Genomic DNA, 23,910 nt, shown 5'->3' on the forward strand with positions numbered 1-23,910 from the left:
TCATCGACAGGATCGATCATCGATAGGGTCCAGGCGTCAGCTCGATTTTGGGCAGGGCCTTGTCCTTGTGAGGATCGCGAAGCATGTCAACGACAACGATTCCGAGTTCGTTTCACACTGCAGACGATGATCAAACCAGTCGGCAATCGTTTATCGAAGTGGTCACGCCTGTGCTGCGTCCGCTGGCTTCGATGAAGTTGACGATCGTGCTGTTCGCTCTTTCAATGTTCATCGTGTTTGTCGGCAGCCTCGCCCAAAGCCGACGTGATGTCTGGTTGGTGATGGGCGACTATTTTCGCACTTTTCTTGCCTGGATTGACCTCGCAGATTTGTTTCCGCCATCCATGTTCCCTCAGCTTGGGGACTACGACTGGTCTCGGCTGGGTGCGTTTCGATACATCCCTTTCCCTGGCGGATGGTTGATTGGGACTGTCATGCTGATGAACCTGACCGCCGCTCATTTACTGCGGTTCAAGGTTCGTGTCTCCGGTACCAGGCTCTCGGCTGCGATTGTTGTGCTGGCGCTCGGGGCCGCTTTGACAAGTGTTGTTATCTACACCGGAAATGTGCAAACCGGAGTGGAAACCGGCAACTTTATTCTGACCGACAATCAGCTCTGGTACACAGTGCTGGCCGTGATGGGTGTCAGCGGAGGGCTTTGTATCGGGGCCGCCGCACAAGTTGTGGGCGGTGCTGAAACCCGAAATGCACAGATCATCATGCTGGCCTTGGGGGCGATTATCCTTGGTGTGCTGATCTACTTTATCATTGGTGGCGACGATGCGAGGCTGAAACCGTCGTCCATGCGTATTCTGTGGCAGTTGCTGAAGGGTAGTTTTTGTTCGGCCATCCTGCTGATTGGTTGCAACATGCTGTTCGGAAAACGCGGCGGGATCGTTTTGCTGCATATCGGAGTTGCCATGCTGATGATCAGCGAGGTGGTTGTCGGACTCCATGGCAAAGAGAACATGCTTTCGCTGGTCGAGGGACAATCGTCAACCTTTGTCCGCGACATCAGAGAACGTGAACTGGCAATTGCGGTACGGCAGGAAGATGGTCACGACAAGATGGTGGTGATACCGGAAGCGGCAATTGTCGACGCTGCCCGCCAAACCGACGCAGAGAATCAGATCATTCCACTCGAATCTCTTCCGTTCAACGTAGCTGTCCGTAAGTTCGTTCGAAACAGCCAACTTCGCCCTCTGCTTCCGAATGATGAAATTCAGACTGAAACGGGGCTTGGATCCTTCGCGGCTGCGGTCGAGATTCCGGCGGTGACCGGTATGGACGACACCAACGATGAGAGCGCTGTTTACGTCGATGTCATCGACAAGAAAACCAGTGAAGTCAAATCGACCATTCTGGTGGCCCAGAATGTGAGTGAACTTCGTTCTGTACCTATTGCCGAACAGGTGTCCTTCGATGGGAAGGACTATCGCTTCTACCTGAGATTCCAGAGAAACTATCGTCCATACGAGGTGGAACTACTGGATGTCAGCCGGACGGATTATGTCGGCTCCTCAACGCCTCGGGATTACCGTTCAACCATCGCCATTCTGAATCCTGAAACCGGAGCAAAGGAAGAATTCACCCTGTGGATGAATAATCCGCTGCGTTATCAGGGCGAGACATTCTATCAGTCAGGGTACAACAAACTGGAAGATGGGACCGAAGCGACAACCCTGTCTGTGGTTCGCAACAGTGGATGGATGTTGCCATATATCGCCTGCATGATTGTTTCTTTTGGGATGTTTGCCCAGTTCTGGCACACACTGACCCGCTATCTGGACCGAATTGAACGCACACCAGTCAAGGGGGCGCCCGGAGTCGATGAGTCCGATGGTTCGGTGAAGTCCGATGCGAGCTCTGCGCTGGCGTCGACCAGCATTGATTCGAAGCAAGAATCTCAGGATCGTTCAGACGCATGGCGAACGTGGGTTCCGGTCGTCACAGTTTTGCTCTTCGCAATCTGGCTCAGTAAAGACATGCGAACCCCCAGGGATGTTCAGGGGGCGATGAATCTTTACCGGTTTGCGGAGCTGCCGATTGCGTGGAATGGTCGGGCACAGCCCATCGATTCGTTTGCACGTATCCAGCTAATGCTCACTTCGCACAAATCAACATTCAAGGGCGAAATGGAACCCGGCGAGATCGCAGAGAAGCGTGAAGCCATCCTGGATGCTTTCCGGAAAGGCTGGCCTACTGCCGACACCTCGTCATTGCAGGACTTCAATGGTCGATATGAGGAGTGGATTGAGAAAATGGTCGATTTGACCGCCTCCGGCAAAGACGCAATTGAAGAGCGGATGCGGCCACTGATGATTCGCCGCATGGAGCCGGTGCATTGGTTTCTGGATGTTGTCGCGCGTCCCGACGTCGCTCGGCGTCATCGTGTCGTGCGGATTGATGACGATCAGGTCCTGTCGCTGCTGGGCCTCGAAAAACGCGCTGGGCTGACCTATTCGATGGAAGAGATCGGAGCGAATCTGAAATCACTCGAATCCATCAATCAGGAAGCCATCATGCTGCAGCGTCAGAAGAAGGATCACCAGATGACGCAGCTTCATCGTCGCGTCAGTGGCCTATTCGAAACGGTGTCCCGGATCGATTCGATGAGCAACATGTTCCTGACCCGCGAATCCGGGGACCTGTTGACGTCACTTGTGGATTCCTGGCGCATACTGCGTATCCTGGGCGATAAACCGGCTGTCATGAGCGTGCCCACGGGCAATGACAATGAACAGCGGTCCTGGGAAACCATGGTGGGGGCGAATGCACTGCTTGGTCTGTCCACGCAAATGAAGGCTGCGGGAATTCAGACGGAAGAAGAATTGCTTTCGTACATCAATGACGGCTTGCCAGGCAAGATTGTCACCAATGCTCTCACGGGAACTTACGCAATTCTGAAGTCCTCTGTCGAGAATCAGTCGTCGGAATCGAAGATGACATTGCAGGCCAGGGCCGCTCAGGCAATGGCATCAATGCAGGATCCGTTTCTTCAGTCCATCCTCAATACCATCTCGCAATCCAAAGACGGGCAGACACCCGAAGAGATGATGTCTTCTCTGTCGTCTGAGCAGATTCGACGACTCGCTTCGGAACGCATTTCGTCAGATCTCTTTGAGGTCTTCAGTACCCTGAATTCAGCAAATCCCAATGATCCACAGCTGCTTTCCATTCGACAGCGACTGCAGCAGGTAGGTGCTGAGGATGAAGATAAACTGACGGCGGCAATGAATGAGGAACTTGCAAAACTTGCGTTCCGCGATGTGCAGATGCGGGCCGGTCATTTGTTGCCAGGTGGCGAAAATGAAGAGGTGTTCTCTTCAAATGCAACCTACATGACCGGTATCCTGGCTGCCTGGCGAAGCGGTGACGTCGAAAAGTTCAATGAAACCGTCAGCGAATACCACACGACTCTGAATACGAAAGCCATTGCTCACGTCAATCCCAGGGTTGTTCGAGTTGAAGCGTGGTTCAACTTCTACGCTGGCTTTTACAAGGCAATCTGTATCTACCTGCCGGCTCTGGTGCTGACATTCTTCAGCTGGATCGTGATGGGGAAGACCCTGCGGAGGACATCCTTCTGGCTCATGGCACTGGGCTTTGCTGTGCATACGGGGGCATTGATCCTGCGGATCTGGATCTCGGGACGCCCACCTGTCACAAATCTCTATTCATCCGCTATTTTCATCGGCTGGGCTGCCGTGCTTGGTTCGTTCTTTATCGAGCGGCTGCTTCGCAACGGAATTGGAAATATTCTTGGATGCTGTGTTGGTTCGGCGACTCTGGTAATCGCACACTATCTGGCAATGGATGAAGGCGATACCTTTGGAGTCATGCAGGCTGTACTGGACACGACGTTCTGGCTCGCGACTCATGTCGTTTGTATTACCCTTGGCTACTCTGCCACATTCCTCGCCGGTGCCATTGGCATCGCCTACGTGGTCATGTCCTGCCTGCCTGGCGCGGCTGCCCGTGGCGAGAAACTCAAATCGATTGGACAACTGGTTTACGGCGTCCTGTGTTTTGCTCTGTTCTTCAGTCTGGTCGGCACGGTCCTTGGCGGCTTGTGGGCAGATGACTCCTGGGGGCGATTCTGGGGATGGGACCCAAAAGAGAACGGCGCGATGCTGATTGTTCTCTGGAATGCATTGATCCTGCACGCCAGATGGGACAAGCTTGTCCGCAACTATGGCACCTCAGTGCTCGCGATCGTCGGGAATATTGTCACTGCATGGAGTTGGTTTGGCGTTAACGAACTGAAGGCGGGCCTGCACACGTATGGGTTCACCGAAGGACGCCTGCTGGCTCTGGGGATGTTTTTCATTTCTCAGGTTGTCGTTATCGTGTTTGCATTGTCTATTGGTCTGGCATTCAGAAACGACAAGTCAGAACGAGCCGTGACCGGCAACGCATAAAGCGAGTGAAATGGAACGAGCCAACGGATTGACTGCGGCCCAGCGCAGAGCGGTGGAGCATTTTGAAGGGCCATTGCTGGTGCTCGCCGGTCCCGGTTCGGGCAAGACTCGCGTCATTACCCACCGCATTGCTCGATTGCTACAGCAGGGAGTACGCTCAGATCAGATTCTGGCGCTGACATTCACAAACAAAGCGGCCCGTGAGATGTCTCATCGTGTGACTCATCTGCTCGGCGGGACGAACGTGCAGGTCAGCACTTTTCATCGCTTTTGCGCGCGATTGCTTCGTTTGAATCCGGAAGCCGTCGGACTCCGCCAGAACTTTACGATTCTCGACCACACCGACCAGGTTCAACTGGTCAGGTCGATCATGAAAGACGAACGGCTCGACACGTCCTTTCACGACCCGGCGCGGGTTCTTGCCCGGATCAGCCAGTCCCGGAACGACCTGATCTCTGCTGAAACCTTCCGACGGCACTTCGATGAACGCCCCGGTACGCCGCTGGATTGCGTTGTGTATGAGGTTTTCGGTGAATACGAACAGCGGGTGCTGCAGCAGAATGCGGTGGACTTCGATGATCTCCTGCTGCATGTTGTGAAGATCATGCGTGAAGACGATCACGTGCGAGAACGCCTGGATGATCAATATCGGTTCATTCTGGTCGACGAATATCAGGACACCAACCTGGCCCAGTACGAGATTGTACGAGCCATTTCCCAGCGGCACCCAAACCTGTGCGCAACCGGGGATCCTGACCAGTCGATTTACGGATGGCGAGGGGCCCGGCCTGAAAATATCCCCAACTTCGAACGCGACTATCCCGACGTTCAGATTGTTTCGCTGGATCAGAACTTCCGAAGCACCGGAAGTATCGTTCACTGTGCAGAACAATTGATTTCGTGTAATCCCAGAAAACATCGTGGCGCACTGACGACCGCTAACCCTCAGGGGGACACAGTTCGCCTGCTTGTATTCGACCATGGCGATGCTGAAGCCGATGGCATCGCGGCTGAGATTGCGGAGAGAGTGCGAAAAGGAGAACGGAAATACAGCGATTTTGCTGTTTTTTACAGGGTCAACGCGTTGTCGAGGCCACTCGAAACAGCATTCTCACGCCATCGAATTCCGTTTCAGGTGGCTGCGGGTTTTTCGTTTTTTGAACGCGCGGAAATTCGAGATCTGATTGCCTATCTTCGTCTTATTGAAAACGATGCGGACGATCTGGCATTTGAACGCATCGTCAATCGTCCCATGCGAGGTATCGGGGCAAAGTCTCTGCAGCGTCTTTCGAGCTTTGCTGTGAAGAATCAGATCTCACTATTTGAGGCAGCCGTTCAGGCAGAGGAAATCGCTGAACTCAGTGCCCGGGCGCTGGGTCCGCTGAAGGCATTTGTCGACTTGATTCAGCGTCTCCAGGAAGTCAGCGCCGAAGGTAAAGCGGCTGCGGTTCTGGAGAGATTGATCGCAGAGATTGATTACCTGAAGATCTGGTCCGAAGCCGATGACGAAGTCGACGTGGACCGAGTGGCAAACGTCCACGAACTGATTACATCCGCTCGGCAATATGACGCCATGGAGCCTTTGAATCCGGAGGAACCAAATTCGCTGCAGGGTTTCCTGGAGCAGGCGTGTCTGAGCAGTGAAGTCGATAACGTGGACTCGACAAATGGCAGCGTCACATTCATGACAATGCATGCAGCCAAGGGGCTCGAATTCCCCGCGGTCTACATCATTGGGCTCGAGAATTCGCTGATTCCACATGAACGGGCCGTCAGAAACGGCGACCCTGCCAGTTTTCAGGAAGAACGACGCCTATTCTTTGTCGGAATAACGCGAGCGATGCAGGAACTGACGCTGACGCAGACCATCGAGCGAACGTTTCGGGGGATGCGACGAACGACCATCAGCAGTATGTTTGTACCGGAAATTGAGTCGGCGATTCAGAGACATTTTGATTCAGAGGCGCATGCTGAAAAGATCACAGAATCCGTCATGGATCGGAAGCTCGCGGAGGCCCGAAAGCGATTCGAATTCGCGAAGAATCAACCGAATCGACTGTTGTTGATGACCGGGACACAGCTTCAGGCGCGTTCTGGCGGGCACGACAGTGACGTCGAGGGCCACAGCGGTAGTAAACGCGAGGGATCGCAATCTTCGGCCCCACCTTCCGGTTCGCAATTGGCCGCAAACGCGATGGTTTCCGGGCTGCTCTATCACGAAGGAATGCGAGTGCGTCACCCGAGGTACGGCACGGGTTATGTGAAGTCCGTGTCTGCGTTCACTGGAAAAGGCACAGTGAGTGTCGTCTTCGACCTCGATTCACGTGAGGAAACGTTTGTCCTGGGGAAGGCTCCCCTGCAACCGCTGGAACTTTAGTCAGAATTTTGAATGCGGTCTTCGCGTCCGAAGTGGCGTTGCGAATGGGAGTATCATCCCTCTCAGGCAGGAACGATCGCTGGGACAAACTTTGCACGATAGGAATGCTGTTTGCTCCCGGGCTGCCGATCATGCTCAAACGTTGGGATTCCGACCAGGAATCGGGTGGCATTTGGCATTTCACAGTGCATATCAAATCGCCCCGGCATGTTTTGACTGAACCCAGCCTCCCAGGTAACATCTCGGGCTTGTTAGGGAAAACCCGGTCGAAGATCTCCTGATGTATCGATTCAAACTGCGCCGACAATTTCGATACGGTGGAAACTTCCGGTTTTCTACTGGACTTTGAGGTGTTTGATAACGTGAAAATCTACGTCTTGGATCCACCAGGACCCATGCGCGCGCTTTGTTTAAGTTTCCGGTAGCCCGGAATCGGCCTAACAGATTAACATGTCGGGACTTACGAAGTCGCCGCTTAATTCAAGATGCAAGCTGCCAGTCGCCTGACGCGTCTCGCAGTAGGTTTCTTCAACATTTTCCGAGTTTTTTTGACTCCAGGGACGCAGAAATGCTGATTTCCTCGTGGCTCAACGCAGTTCGTTACCGTTTGCAAACTCAGTCCCGAACTACGAAGCGTCGCCCGGTTCAGAAACGGTCCGCAAGAGCCTCTGAGGAACTGGAAATTCGTTCACTCCTGACATCGCTGGTTGCTGTTCGGCCGAACGTTGGGGCGTTTCTTACGGACGGCGAAGTCAGGAACATCGCTCCGCAGGAGCTAACTCTGCAGTTCAGTCTGGGCGAGAACATCGATGCGTCAAGTGTGACGCCCGACTCGATTCAGGTGACCCGGGGAGGGGTCGACGGCATTCTCGACTCGCTGGCTGTTCCCAGCACGGATGACGTGCCGGTATCGATTGGATTTGTCGGGGTCGGTAATGCACCGAATGAAGTGGTGCTTCGATTTGGAGAGAACCTTCCTGATGATGTCTACCGAATTACGGTGAAGGGCACGGGGTCAGATATTCTGACGACGGATGGAGGCACTGCGTTCAACAATGGTGCCGACGACCAGTTTGAATTTGAGCTTGATCTTGGTGCTCAGATCGCAGCGGTGGATCCGCAGCCCGTCACCGTCAATGCGGATGGCACGGTGACTCAGGCTCGTGATCAGATCGTCCTGTATCTCAATCAGGATGATCTGGATCCGGTTGCAGCTGAAACTCCGGGCTTCTACCAATTGATTTACACACAGGACACGGTGTCGAATCTGGATGACGTGACCTTCGTTCCGACATCCGTAGTGTACGATGACGTCACCGATACCGCAGTGCTTACTTTTGCCGGCGATCTGGCCACACTGCCAGGTGCTGGTGCGGGGTCATATCGGCTTCGGGTTGGTAATGCCGAGACCGCTCCTCAGGCGCCGCTGGCTCAGCCGGTCTTCGCAGATCCCGGCGACAGTTTTGCAACGGCGAACACAGTTCTGGGCACGATCAGCGCAGGTGGAAATCAGAGCCATATCATTTCGTCCTCGATCGATCCGCAGCCATACCAGTTCGTCTTCCCTGGGGCGTTGACTGACATCGGGAATCGACAGGTTGAGATCGAAACTCACGTTAATGCCGGTGCTGATGGTACGCCCGGAACTTCCCAGATTGACTACAATTTTCAGAGCTTCTACGGGTTTGATCCTCTGGGGAATCCGCTGCAGAACGTGATCACGGCTGCCCAGAAGCAGCGTGCCAGGGAAGTCTTTGAATTCTACAGCAACTATCTGGGGATCGACTTCCGCGAGACGGACGCGAGTGGCCTGACGATCGTCACAGGGGACCTCCGTGCGCTTGATCCGACTATTCCTACCGGGCCTGGCGGAGTCGCGGGCCTCGCTGGTGGCGGCATGGCGATCATGGACCAGGCAGAGATCTGGAACGATACAGCTGGCGGTTCATGGTTTGAGGTGGCGATGCACGAAATTGGCCACTTGCTCGGGCTTGGCCATACGTATGACGTGCCCGCATTGACTGTGCAGGGGTCAAACGGAGGTGCCACCGTTGGTGCGACGGAGCCCGACTTTCCGGGCGACATTGATGTTGTTCACGGCCAGTACCTGCACCGCCCCGACAGTATCGATATTGACCTCTATCAGTTCAATGTCGCCGCAAATACGAGCGGTACATTCACGACGGAGGTCATCGCGGAACGCCTTGCAAACAGCAGCAGACTTGATTCTGTGATCAGGCTCTACCGTCAGAATGCCGATGGCAGCCGAGAGTTGATTGCGCAGAACGATGACTATTTCAGCGAAGATTCATTCCTGCAACTGCATTTGTCGGCCGGGGCAACCCCGGTTACCTACTTCCTCGGCATTTCATCCGTTGGGAATGAAAGCTACGACCCAACGATAGCGGGAACGGGATTCGGAGGGACATCTCAGGGTGCGTACCAGATGCGCGTCGATTTCCGACCCGATGAGACAACGACAATCGTTGATACGACGGGTCAGAAGTTTGACGGAGATGCAGACGGTATTGAAGGAGGTGTTTACAACTTCTGGTTCCGGACGGCCTCTGAGGCTGACACGTTGTTTGTCAGCAAGGGAGCGATGTCTACGACCTCGACGTCCGTCAGTGCCGGCGTCACGTCGTTTGTCGTACAAAGTGTTGCGCCGTTTCAGGTGAATGATGTCATACGGGTTGACAACGAGCAAATGCTGATCACCGGCATCAACCCGACTACCAGAACCCTGACTGTCACTCGTGGCTTCAATTCGACAACAGTGGTGGCTCACAATTCCGGGTCTGTCGTCCGAAATAATGCGGCTGACGGTTCAACAACATTGCCATTTGCTCGGATCAGCGATGCGACGGCAGTGGCGACTCCGGGTCAAATCATTCGAATTGTCGGTAACGGCGGAGCCGATGGCGATATTGCCACTGTCGAAGATAATGTTCCGTATCAGATTGGGTTCAATACACTGAATCAACCGCTTCAGGACGGCACAACGCTCGAAGTTCCCAAAGGCGTGACCGTGATGGTTGACGCTGGAGCGGTACTGAAGCTGCGGCGAGCCTTGATTGGCGTTGGTAGTTCGTCGACCAGTGTCGATCGAAGCGGTGGTGCGCTGCAGGTGCTCGGGACACCATTGAATCAGGTGATTTTCACATCATGGAACGATGAATCCATCGGTACTGATACTTCCGCGACTCCAACAACGCCGCAGGCCGGCGATTGGGGTGGTATTGCGTTCCGAAATACGATTGACCGCAATCAGGCTCGATTCAATTTCCAGAGCGAAGGTGAGTTTCTGAATTATGTATCGAATGCCGACATCCGCTTCGGGGGAGGTAACGTCGTCGTTGATTCGGTACTTCAGACGATCAACCCGATTTTCATTGATGGTGCGCAGCCGACAATTGTTCATAACACGATCACGCGGTCGAGCGATTCCGCCATCTCGGCCAATCCTGACAGCTTTGAAGAATTGACTTTCCACTCGCCCCGTTTTCAGGGTGGAGCTCAGCCCTTTACGAGCGACTACAACCGTGTTGGGCCGGACATTTACGGAAATACGCTCCTTGAGAACTCCACAAACGGTTTGTTCATCCGAGTGACGACGCCAGCCGGAAATGCAACCCAGAAGCTGACAGTTCCGGGGCGGTTCGATGACACAGACATCGTGCACGTCATCGCCCAGAATCTGGAAATTCAGGGGATGCCCGGTGGTGCCGTTCGAGATCAAACTCCACCTGCCGTCAACATCGTTACGCTGACCACCATCACCGGTTCGGGAAATCTTGCTGCCGGAAGCTACAACTATCGTCTTGTTTTCACCGACGAAAATGGCGTGGAAAGTCCGGCATCGGCCATCACAGTCACGGCTACTCTGAATACGCAGGGGTCAATTGATGTCCGCGGACTCCCTGCAGCGACCGCGGCCTATACCGGTCGCCGACTCTACCGCAGCAACAATCTTGGCGGTGGAAGTTATACACTGGTGGCCAACCTTGACCGTTCTGCGACCACGTACCTTGATACAGGTGCAGATCTTGGCAGAACGCTGATTCCTGTCGCGAGCCGTGATCGTGCCCGCCCGGATGCTCGTCTGCTGATCGATCCTGGCATGGTCATTAAGCTTGAAGGGGCAAGAATTGAAACCGAAGTCGGTGCACAGTTCATCGCTGAAGGCACCATCGGACGTCCGATTATCTTTACCAGCCGACTGGATGACCGATTCGGGGCTGGTGGTACTTTCGACACGAATAACGATGATAATGCACCTTCCGAAGCAGTGCCTTCACCCGGCAACTGGGGCGGCATTTATGTCGGCCATCTTGCAACTGCCAGCATTGACCAGTCGTTGATCACGTTTGCCGGCGGTATTGTTCCCGTTGGAAGCAACTTTGCCGGTTTCAATGCGGTTGAAGTCCATCAGGCAACAGCTCGAATTCGCAATACAGTCTTTGAATCGAATGCTTCAGGCGTCGGTGGAACCGCGTCTTCTGATCGCGACGGCCTCTTCCCGAATGCCAGTGGAACAATCTTTGTTCGCGCGTCCCAACCGGTGATCCTGAATAACGATTTCCGAAATAACATCGGTGCTGGTATCAATATTAACGCCAATGCGTTGAACAGCAGCCTTGTTTCGGACTACGGGCGATCAACCGGAACGGCCGACCGTCAGGAAGCTTATGGCGATAACCAGGGTCCGCTGATTCGGGATAACAGATTCGGTGGGAACACCATCAACGGATTGCAAGTGCGTGGAGAAACACTGACCACGCAGGGAGTCTGGGACGACACCGATATCGTTCACGTTCTGATGAACGAAGTCTACATTCCTGATTTCCAGCACTACGGGGGCTTGAGACTGGAGAGCAGTTCCACCAGCAGCCTGGTCATTAAGTTGTCAGGCAGTAACGCTGGATTTACGGCCAACGGTTATCCTCTGGACATCATTGACCGAGTCGGTGGAAGTCTTCAGGTGATCGGTCAGCCAGGCAATCCTGTCGTGATGACATCCTTATCCGACGACACCGTGGGTGCCGGATTTGACCTCGATGGTCTGCCACTGCGTGACACGAACGGAAATGGTTTGGGCACCGGTGTTGTCGGCGACTGGCGCGGTATCATTATTGACGAGTATGCTCACGATCGAAACGTAGCCGTTTATGTGGAGAGCGAAGTTGCGGATCGCTTGTCACAAGACACCAACGGCACCATTACCACCGCCGAATCAATTGGTCTGCTCGCGGCAAATGAAAAGTCCGGAGACGAAAACCTTCGATTGGGGTTTGAGATTCAGGGCTTCATTGATAACCCGGGCGATTCCGACATTTACAGCTTCAGTGCCACTGCGGGAACCGGGGTTGTTCTGGATATCGACCGGACGGCCAATTCGCTGGATTCTGTTGTTGAGTTGCTTGATGCAAATGGTCAGATCATCGCGATTTCAGACAACATTGGAGATGTGACGGTCCTGCAGCCAGGTACGAATGCCCGGCTCATGTCCTACGATCCATTTAGTCTGGGGGACCATTACACGTTCAGCACGCTGGACGCCGGATTTCGGGTAGTGCTGCCCGGGACAACCGGGACGCAGCAGCCATACTTTGTTCGCGTGAGGAGCAGTAATCCCACTCCCGCCACTCAGCTGACCGGTTTGACTTCCGGCGCGTACCAACTGCAGATTCGTCTGAATGAGCTGGACGAAATCCCCGGAACGCAGATTACTTATGCTGATATTCGGTATGCGAACACTGGTATTCAGATTCTGGGCCAGCCCGCACACAGTCCGTTAGCTGGCGAAAGCACCGAAATCTCGCCGGGTACCGGCGTTACTTCGGTCACTGTTGGCAACCTGATGAACAGTGATCGTGCAGCTCTGTCGCTGGCGGGTCGACTGGGATCGCCAACTGGAGCCGATACGAATCCTAATTCGTACGACGTCGATTTCTGGGAGTTTGAAGTCAATTATGACGCGACTCAGCAAATTGGTGGGGTGGCTTTGGATGCCCCACACGTTCCTGTCACAATCGACCTGGACTTTGCCGATGGCTTCTCACGCGCTGATGTGACCGTTGCCGTTTACGATTCGAATAACCGTCTCATCCTGATTGGTCGCGATTCGAACATTTCGGATGACCAGCCGAAGGGCCTTAACGGGGCCGACGTCAGCGATTTGACTCGCGGATCGAATGGGAAGCTGGACCCGTTCATCGGGCCAGTGGAACTGATCGGTGGGACGTATCGTCTGGCTGTGTTCCCGAATGACATAGTGCCTCAGGCAATGAATCAATACTGGCAGTCGAATCCGACTTCGTCGTTGGTTCGCTTCGAGCCAGTGAACTCTGTCCAGCGAATTGCAGAAGAACGATTCGGTGCGGCCGATACGGCGTCGACCGCGCTGGCACCGGTCGTTGACTTGTTCACAATCACCGGCGGGCAGCTTGACCCTCAGCACATCGTGCCATTCAACCTGGGCGACGTTACGCTGTTTGTCAGCCAGGCTCGTGGGATCACTGGAACGAATCGGTCTGTGATTTCGTCGGTGGATCCGTTTACGGGAGCCATTGAAACTCTGCTCGGTCAATTCTCCCCGTCCACGGGAGACATCGCGATGCGTGCTGACGGACAGTTGCACTCGTTTTCAACGGGTCCGGCGACCGGTGCTTTCACCGATGGGAATGTCGGTAACTATCTTCGCATTGATACCGGCACTGCTGCAGCCACTGTCATTGGTGATGATGGGATTGCGACGAACCTGCTGAACGGTACCGCTGCTGCCGCTCATGACGTCGGTATCCAGTTTAACGCAATGACGTACACAGGAACGACCGGCAATAACCTGTGGGCCGTCGGTAACCGATCTCAGCTTTTCCCTAAGCCAGGTCAGACAGGTGGAGTCGCAGCTCAATTCACCAACAACATCCTTTACAACTTCAACCTGGCCACCGGCGATCAGGTCAACAGGAATAACGGTAACAACCGCCAGAATGCGGCACAGGCAACTCAGGGGGCTGGCACAACACAGACCGAAATTGGCCAGGTCGACACCTCGTTCACAAATGGCGGGTTGAACGGGACCATCACGGGTATGGTTCCCATCGGCGGCCAGTTCTTGATGGTGGATGACGCAGGTGGTCTGTATCGAATCAACCAGAATGGTGGTGCAACGACATTTATTGCGAACGTCGGTGGCCTGAACATTAACTTCCAGGGGCTGTCACTCGGACCGGATGAAGTTGAAAACGGTCGTTATGCTGATGTGTTGTTTGGTATCAGTTCGACGGGCGAGCTGTTCGCGTTTGATCAGACGGGCGAGTTGCTGCCAATCTTCGTGGATGCCCAAACTTCAGTCCAGGTCCAGGGGGTCTTCAACGTCACGGGACTAGCCTTCAGTACACTGGACTACAATTTGTGGCACACAACCGGGAACCGTGGTTCACTGAATGCGGCGGACGATGGACACGGGATCGACGTGCCTCCGTACGATAACAGCATCGCACTACCGGAGGCGGGTGGGACCAGTCTCTACTTCGGTAATGAACGCCAGGGCACAACAGCCGGGAACAAGAACACAGACGCCAATAACGCACCTGCGACGGCACGAACTCGTAACGTCGATTTCCCCGGCGGTGCTTACGGGACTGTCGTGAGTAATGATTTCAGTCTGGAAGGTTACTCATCTGCAGATAAGCCTGTTCTTTACTTCAGTTACTTCCTTGAAACAGAAGATGCGGCTTACGTCTACGGCACGAATCCGGACACGCTGATGCGGGATTCATTCCGCGTATTCGTTGGGGACGAGGACGGAAACTGGAATCTTGTCACAACGAACAACTCGTTACATAGTGCCACGCAGTTCGATGAGTATGACTATGGCCCGGATGGTTCTCCAACGCTTGCTCCTGTGGTGCAGACATTCGTCGACGTCGTTGAAGCGTTTGACAACACAAATGGGTGGCGTCAGGCACGGATTGACCTGAGCAACTACGCTGGTCGAAGCGGTTTGAAACTTCGGTTCGATTTCTCTACTGCAGGTTCGATGAACCTTGGTGACGTGCTGACCACAGGTTCGGAACTGCGTGCCGTTGACGCAACGCAATTGACCGATGGCGACACGCTGACCATTGACGGAACAACCTTTGAATTTGACCTGGGCGCTCATCTGACAGTGCCATCGGGTGGAGCAATCGCCGGGGAGACTTTCACGGTCTTCGGCACTCAGTTCACCTACACGCCAAATCCAGTCGGTCCCGAGGATATCCTCGCGAATCCAACCGATACGGCACAGGACATCGCAAACCGCACAAACGCCTTCCTGAATCAGTACTTCGGTGGTACGAGTGTCATACTGCCTGATGGAAGTCAGCTGGAAGGTGAATCGTTCACCATCCTCGGGCAGACCTTCACTTATACAGCGAATCCGGTTCTGCCATCGGATATTCTGGCAAATGCAGTCGACTCAGCTGACACTCTGGCAGCCAGAACAGTTGTTGTTGTAGATTCGGTGCTGGGCGTTGGTACGGCATTCTCCAAGGGGCCAAAGGTCGACTTCCCACAGATCGGGGTGATTACGTTTGGCAGCTCGGTGAATGTTCCCGCAGGCAATGTGCTTCAACTGGAATCGTTCACCTTCCTGGGCAAGACATTCACGTACACAGCGACGCCGGTGGCAGCCACCGATATTCTGGCACAGCCAGGTGATTCAGGGGCGACCGTTGCTGCAGCTGCTGTCGCTGTTATCAACGCAGAACTGGGGCCGGGCACCGCCTTTGTGGACGCCAGTGCTCCGGCAAGAATCAGCTTACCGGACATACCAACCGCTCTCGATGCCGTTGTGACAGGCGGAAGCCTTGTGATTCCAACACCAACCGGTGTGGATACGCTGGAAGGTGAATCGTTCACTCTCTTTGGCACAACATTCACATTCACCGCAACGCCAAGTCGTCCGCGAGACATCCTTGCATTGGGCACCGACACGGCGAGCGACATTGCGAACCGTGTTCTGGCTGCCATTAATGCTCAATTTGGTCCGACAACTGCGTTCATTGATCCTGCGGTGACTGACCGCGTCAGTGTTCCGAATATTCCAAACTTTAACAGCAGCTTTATTCGCGGATCTTCCCTGATAACGTCCATTGGCGACCCACTTGAAGGCTACGAATTCCAGCTGCGGGGTGTCACGTTCCGGTATACAAACAACCCGCTGGGCACCGGTGAAATTCTGGCCCGCCCGGGAGATTCCTCAACACTGATCGCGACCCGAACCGCGGCAGCGATTAACAATATCTTCGGGGCGAATACCGCAACTGCAAATCTGGATCGAGTGTCAATACCCGATCTGTCAGCTACTGGTCAGGGTGTCTTCCTTGGCGGCCAGCTTCAGATGGTGGATGTGACGGCCACCAATTTTGAGGGTGAATCGTTCACTGTCTATGGCGAAACGTTCACTTATCGCGATCCGGGAAGCCCGTGGAACACTTTTGCCAATCACATCACGGCAGTGAATGGAGATTCTGCTGCTCTCATGGCCACTCGAACGGCCAACGCCATCAATGCGGCGTTGGGCAAGACCGTTGCGACTGCTAACGGGGACACAGTAGATATCGCCGGGGCGGTCAATACGTCCTTCGGATCAACATTCCGTTTAACGACGACCGATGTGGCACAGCTGAACGGCGATACGCTGAACATCAATGGCAATGTGTTTAGTTTTGTCGCCGCAGCACCCACAAATGCGTTTCAAATTCAGACGGACAACAGTGCCACCGTTGTTGCGGGGCGGATTGTCACGGCTCTGAACAATGTCTTCGGGGCTGGTACGGCCGCCAATCTGGCTGGCGTCGTTTCCATTCTGGATGCATTCCAGGTTATCTACACCGATAACGGTACTGCCGCTCCTGCCGGGACGGGTGTGATCGACACGTTTTCTTCACCGATGACCTACACCCTGGTTTCGGATCCGCTGGGATCAGCGATGTCAGTCGATCACAACGGATCGCCACTTCTGGTAGATGGTCGCGGTACACCACTGACGCACGACCTTCCGGGAACAACTCTCGTCCTGGATACTGCGCCATTCGTGACGTCGATTGTTACAAACAATCGCATCACCATCCGCAGTGCTCCCGGAATTACCGTTCCTTTCAATTCGTTGCTGGTGACATCCGGTGGCACCGGGGTCGCTGGATTGAACAAGCTGGTTTCGATTTACGCCGATATGACGGCGAATGAAGTCGCGGTCGCGATGCGACAGGCGATGGCAGACATCTGGTCGAACAGCGATCTGACCAACATCAAGGGGCATGAGGAACTCATTCAGGTTATTGGTCACACCGTCTTTGATCAGGGACCGTTCGGATTCTCAGACTTCCTCCCAGGTGACTCATTCGGTGAAAATTCAGGGCCTGGAGCTGGGTTTGTGAACGGGCAGGCGACTCGCCCAGGTTCGCTTCGAGGCATGAATAATGCGGTCGAGGGTGTCTATATTGATGACATCATCATCGGCTTTGCAGAACGCGGTGAAATGGTGACCAATGCACCGTCCACGGCGACATTCATCATCAATAACGATCTCTATGATCCTCAACGACCAGTTGGAAACGAATACCTCGGAATATCTGACGGTGCGTATGATGTCGAAATTCGCCGCGCCACAGACTTCGGGCTTTCACAGACTCCGGACCCAACCAACGTTCTCTATCGCGCGATCGACACAAATGATCGTGAAATACAGGGGTTTGCTTTCTCTGTTCCTACGTCAGACCTGATTCCGCATAACTCAACGTTTGTTATCAGCGATGGTTGGCGTGAAGTGACGTTCCAGTTCATCGATAGTGGAATCGGGCTGGCAGACCTTGTCCCCGGCAATGTTCCCGTTGTGTTTACTCCGCTTTCGACGCTGACTGGTACCGGACAGGACAATCAGGAATTGATGGCGTCCCTGATTCTGAACGCAATCAATTCTCAGGCATCGCAGGCAGTATTGCAGACCCAGGCCATGTTCCGGAATACGTCGGCTGGGGTGAGCAGCATGATCCATCTGACTGAGAATGGTTCTCTCATTCCGGATGCATCACTCGCACCCGTCATGCCCATCACTGTTTACAATGCGTTCGGAGATCAGAATCACTTCCGTGATCAGGGTCAGATCGTTGTTCAGTCGAGTACAATCAACCATTCTCTTGGGTTCGGAATCGACATCGATGCTGGTGCCCGGGGAGGATTGAACCCAACGCCGCATCCAGGTTCTGTAAAGAATACGCAGGAAATCAACACCGCGCGACTCGTGACCGGGGTCGTTGTCATGAACAACGTGATCGCTGCCAACAGCAGCGGTGGGGTCAGATTCAGCGGGGATACGGCAAACAATCCGCTGGCGTCAGTCCCATATGGTCGCATCGTAAACAACACAATTGTGGGTGTTGGCAGCGGCGTCGGGATACTCGTGAACGAAAATTCCAGCCCAACTCTTCTGAACAATATCGTTGCTGACTTTGGCACCGGCATTCAGGTCGACGCCAGTTCTCAGTCGGCAGGAACAGTGATTGGCGGAACGCTCTACAAAGGCAACGGCACCAACGCGGCGACTGGGGCAATCGGAGTCGGCACGTTCCCGATCATCCTTCTGGACCCAATGGATCCGCTGTTCGTTGATGCGGCCAATGACAATTACTACCTGGCTCCATTCTCGCAGGCTATCGACAGTTCGTTAAACTCACTGGGCGACCGTTCAGACATTACGCGTGTCAAAGCTCCGCTTGGACTTGGCCTGTCGCCAATTCTGGCACCGGGACTTGACGTTTACGGCCAGCTTCGCGGCGATGATGAGGCTGTTGCAACTCCTGCTGGTCAGGGGGCAAACGTATTTATCGACCGAGGGGCAATCGACAGAGTCGACTTCTTCCAGCCAACGGCTGTCCTGGCACTTCCGGAAGATCAGTCAACCCTTGACCTCGATTCGGAATTGAATGCCGTTTGGACCGATGAAGCGACCAATCTTCGGCAGTTCCGAATCCGATTGATCGACGAAGGAATCGGTATTGATGATGCCACCATCTCGTCCTCGCAGTTCGTCCTGGAGCGTGATGGAGTCGTTCTTGTTGAGGGTACAGACTACATCTTCACCAACAACAGCATTAAAAAAGAAGCGATATTCTCCGCTGTAACCTTCTTCCCGTTTGAAAGTCGCTACACAATCATTGTTGACAACAATGATGCTACGAGCGGGGCCGCTGACGGAATCGATGGTGTGCGAGACCTGGCTGGAAACTACCTCGCTGCCACCGAAGCAGATGGCTCAACGAAGTTCCGGATCGTGGTCACCGATGGTGAGAACGATGCTCCAATTAACGGTGTACCAGCAGCACAGACAACTGACGAGGATGTGCCCCTTGTCTTCAGCACAGCGAATGGCAATGCAATCACGGTCAGCGATTCGGATGTTCGGCTGGGAGACAATCGCCTTACCGTGACGCTGACTGCGGTCAACGGCACACTGACCCTTCCCACTCTGGCCGGGCTGACGTTGACAAACGGTACGGGTACCGGTGACCTCGTCGTGGAATTCGAAGGGGACGTCGACGACCTGAATGCTGCTCTCGATGGGTTGGTCTTTACACCTGATCAGGACTATTTCGGGCCAGCTTCACTGACGGTTCTGACGAGCGACAACGGTCAGTTTGCAGCTCCCGGCTCACCTGTCATGACGGATTCTGATACGATCGACATCACGGTAAATTCCGTCAACGATGCTCCGACCTTCGACAATCTGCCTGTGCTGGGAGCATTGACAGAGTTTGAAGACGAGTCCAGTTCGACCGTCACCGTTCCTTCATTCGTAACCGGTCAGAATGCAGGGCCAGCGAACGAGGACCAGACTCTGACCGCTCAGGTGACAGTGATCTCCACCACGGGAGCGTGGACACCGACGACATTCTTCACTGCAGCAGGTTCACCACAGATTGACCCTGTAACCGGGACACTCACATTCCAGCTGGCTCAGGATGTCAACGGAAGCGCTCTGGTAAGAGTTGTCCTTGTTGACAGCGAACTTGCCCAAAGCGTACCTCAGACGTTCACAATCACGGTGAATCCGGTCAACGACGAACCGGTATTCACACTCACTCCTGAGGCTGTCAATATCAACAGCCTTGAGGATGAAGATGCTGATTTGAACAATGTGACGGATATTCAGTCTGTCGATTTGATCGATACCTTTGCTGCGGGACGATCAACTGCAATCGATGAAATTGGTGTCCAGAATCTCACGTGGGTTCTTGGTACGCCAGTGCCTGTCAGCGGGAATCTGACTTTCGATCTTCTGCAGATTCAGGCAGACGGAACTCTCCTCTACCAACCGTCCGCTGATACGGCCGGTGAGGTCACCGTCACGTTGACGTTGATGGACGACGGTTCCAATGTCTTTCCAAACGATAATCTTTCCAGTTCTGTCACCCTGACCATTGTCGTGACACAGGTGAATGATGCTCCTGTGGCCGTCACTCCTGACTACGTCGTGGACGAAGGCTACAGCCTGACGCTCGACGCAACCGGGTCATTTGACGTTGATGAATTCTTCGGTGACACGCTGAGTTATTCGTGGGATATTGATGGCGACGGCACCTATGATCTGAACACAACGGCAGAAACCACAGTCATCAGCTGGGCGACCCTGCAATCGGTTTATGGCATCACCGCACCTGCCGTGTACGACATCAAACTACAGGTGACAGATTCATTCGGTCCGTTAGCAGACGAGGCAACAGCTACATTTACGACGCTGATTGTTGACTATGGTGATGCCCCTGATTCCTACGGCACCACACAGGGCGTCGGTGGGGCTGCTCACACGATACAGGGGAACCTTCATCTTGGTGCGACGGTCGATAACGAAGTGACTGGGGTCCCAACACCAGGAGCAACCGGCGATGATGCCGCGGGAACTGACGATGAGGATGGAGTGGTCTTCCCAACGTCGTTCGAGTCCACTGCGGGTGTCGATCTTCCGACATACTTCCTGGTGACGTCTTCAGAATCAGGGAAATTGGATATCTGGCTTGATCTGGACCAGGATGGTGCATTCAGTAACGCGGAACATATTAATGCGGGTGTCAGTTACGATGTTGTAGCCGGGGTAAACCGAATTGACTTCGAAATACCCGCTGGTACGCCGACTGGTGATACCGCGATGCGATTCCGAGTCAGCAGCACAGGTGGCCTCGCTCCTACAGGACGAGCAGATGACGGAGAAGTGGAAGACTATGTTGTAACCATTCAGGATCTTCAGGCACCAGTGGCACCGTCCGTCGTCAAACCTGTTGACGTTATCCCGGGCGACGCGATTGCACCTGAAACCAGCGACTCAACGCCGATCATTGAATGGTCATTCCACGACGCGAATTACTTTTACGATGTACTGGTTGAAGGCGCGTCTGGTCCGGTATTCAGCCAGACCGATTTGATCACCACAAGCACTGAAGTAACGACACCGTTGCTCCCGGGCACATACACGGTGACGGTCACGGCTAAAAATCGTGCCGGGACCCCCGCTGTCCCGGTCAGCTACACGTTTGACGTGGTTGCAATTTCCGTCCAGTCGCCTTCGGACAATGGCGTTGTAAACGACACCTACCGTCCGACGATCACCTGGACGCCAGTTGCCGGATCGAAGTCGTACACCGTACAAATTGTGACCGGTCCATCAAACACCGTGGTGCACACTGGTTTCGTGTCCGACTCCGGCTTTCCGCCGAATGCGGCAGCTTCCTACGACGTCCCGATCGATCTGCCGATTGGTACATACAAAGTGAGAATTCGCGCGACCGATGGAGCCGACCTTGCGGGAGACTGGAGTCCGTACTCAACATTCAAAGTGCGAACTCCGACCACGATTACGGCCCCAATTGGGACTACGAATCTTGTACGGCCAACGATCACCTGGGATCCGATCCCCGGTGCAGTGACCTATACGATTCAGGTAAACAACTTTACCGACGCGAAAGGAAAACTGTTCTTCGAAACGGGCCTCACCAGTACCTCATTCACTCCAACATTTGACCTGGCTCTGGCGACCTACAATGTCTGGGTGATTGGTTACAATGCAGATGGTGAAAGCAGCATCTGGAGCAGCACACATTCGTTTACTGTTTCCTCACAGGTAACAGCGATTGTTCCGACCGGACGCCTGAATGACCCGACTCCAACGTTTGGTTGGGAACCGGTCGTAGGGGCGGATGCTTATAACCTGATTGTCCGAAACAGTAGCGGTACTGTTGTCATCAACGTCAATGGATTGCCATCGACGTCGTACACTTCTGTAGATGAACTACCGCTGGGTCAGTACACATACCAGATTCAGGCCGTCAATCTGCCGAAAACCAGTTCCACCGGGCCAGCAGTCCTTTCTGCATTCAGCCAGAACTATTCGTTCATGGTGGCAACAGCTCCGACAGTTCTGACACCGGAATCCACAGTCTTTGGGGAACATCCGGAGATTACCTGGGAGAAACCTCTTGGAGCAGGAAACAGTGAGATCTATATCCGTCAAACTGGCGGTGAAGAACAGTTCCTGATCATCACAGACGTGCCGGGCACGAGCTACATTCCAACGGAACGTGTGTTTGGCATTGGCACTTACACGGTTTGGGTGCGTACTTTTGTAGAAGGTGCCAGCAGCTCGCTTCCGTTGTCCCAAAGGGCTTCTTTCTGGAGTCCGGGCAAGACATTCCGAGTAGCAACACCTCCTACAAATCTTCTGCCAACCGGGCGTGTTGCAACCAGCACTCCAACGCTCACCTGGGAAGGTGTGCCGGGAGCGGTTAGTTATGAAGTTTGGGTGAATAACGAGACTGCCCCAGTACGGGCGGTTCTGGCAACGAACCTGAATTCGCTGAGCTACACACCGTCAAGCGACCTGCCGATCGGACGTTACATCTTCTGGACTCGAGCCCGAAATGCTTTTGGCACATACAGCAACTGGAGTACACCTGTTCGATTTGAAATCGCGACGGCACCAACATTGTCTGGTCCGCCCGCATCGACCTTCGATCGGACCCCTGACTTCAGCTGGAACAGCCAGAAAGAAACGTTGGGTGGGGTTGTAACCGGTGCGCAGAGCTACGAATTTATCCTGTACCGGGTGAATCCGGCAACTGCTCGCCTTGAACCATTTTCGAGTGCGACAGGTCTGTCAACACCGAACTACACGCCGACCACCGACTTGCCCGACGGCAAGTATCGGGCGTGGGTTCGCAGCGTGAACCCCGGTCGTCCCGGGTCAGGTGTGGCAGCGACGTATACGAATTGGAGTTCGCCGTTTGACTTTGCCGTCGGCGGTGTACCTGTTCTGAACTCTGTGCCAAATACCACGGATACCACACCGACGATTACCTGGCAGACTGTTGGAGCCGCCTCAGGATACGAGATCTATATTTCGCTTCCTTCGACTCCAGGCACTCCAATTGTTCGAGTCGATAATATCGGTCTGAACTCTTTCACCGTTCAGAACCCGCTGGCGACTGGTACCTATCGTGTTTGGGTGCGGGCGATTAGTTCAATCAACGGTAAGTACAGTGGTTGGAGCAGCCCAATCACCATGAACATCGTTGATGCCGCTGATGCTCAGGGGCTGGAGATTGCCACAGATGCGACATTGTTGACTGCTGTTTATCAACTGTCGGCCGATTCCGGCGATGCAATTGCCCGTGAAAGTGCCTACGACGCGTCCGTCAGCATGCTTCCCGCTCGCACTCCCGGAACCCAAATGCCGCAGGAGGCTTCGGATGTATTGGACACCGTCTCAGCAATTGCTGTCACCACTGAGTCCCCGATCACTGCGGAAGTGCTGATCGAGGAAACGGATGAGGTTTTGGCGGGCTGGGGCGACCATTCCTGGTGGGAATCTGCCGAAAAAACCGTCGAAGTCCAGCCCGCGAGCGATGAGCAGGCAAATCTGAGCCTCCTGGGCGCTTTGCTTGCGTTTTCACCACTTCGTTCTCGTCGCAGGAAGAATGAAGAAAAGTAACCTCGCTTGTTCCGGGTAAACAGAAAGGCTGACGCAAGCGTCAGCCTTTCTCATGCGCGAAGCAGCAAGTGAAATTGTTCGATTCT

General features: G+C 54.2%; 3 protein-coding genes. All 3 read left to right on the forward strand.

Annotation, left to right across the window (positions count from 1 at the left end; genetic code table 11):
- Positions 1 to 83 precede the first annotated feature (83 nt).
- The 3 genes from ccsA (at position 84) to R3C20_17500 (ending at position 23,824) form a co-directional block, all read left to right on the forward strand.
- On the forward strand, positions 84 to 4,421 hold the full coding sequence (gene ccsA, locus R3C20_17490) for a cytochrome c biogenesis protein CcsA (GenBank protein MEZ6042300.1): 4,338 nt from the start codon (positions 84 to 86) through the stop codon (positions 4,419 to 4,421).
- 10 nt (positions 4,422 to 4,431) lie between these two features.
- Positions 4,432 to 6,798, forward strand: coding sequence for a UvrD-helicase domain-containing protein (locus tag R3C20_17495; GenBank protein ID MEZ6042301.1), 2,367 nt, complete (start codon positions 4,432 to 4,434; stop codon positions 6,796 to 6,798).
- 568 nt (positions 6,799 to 7,366) lie between these two features.
- A complete protein-coding gene (locus R3C20_17500) occupies positions 7,367 to 23,824 on the forward strand; it encodes a GEVED domain-containing protein (GenBank protein MEZ6042302.1) in 16,458 nt (5,485 codons plus the stop codon).
- The last annotated feature ends 86 nt before the right edge of the window (positions 23,825 to 23,910 follow it).

Source organism: Planctomycetaceae bacterium (assembly GCA_041398825.1).
Classification (GTDB): Bacteria; Planctomycetota; Planctomycetia; order Planctomycetales; family Planctomycetaceae; genus F1-80-MAGs062.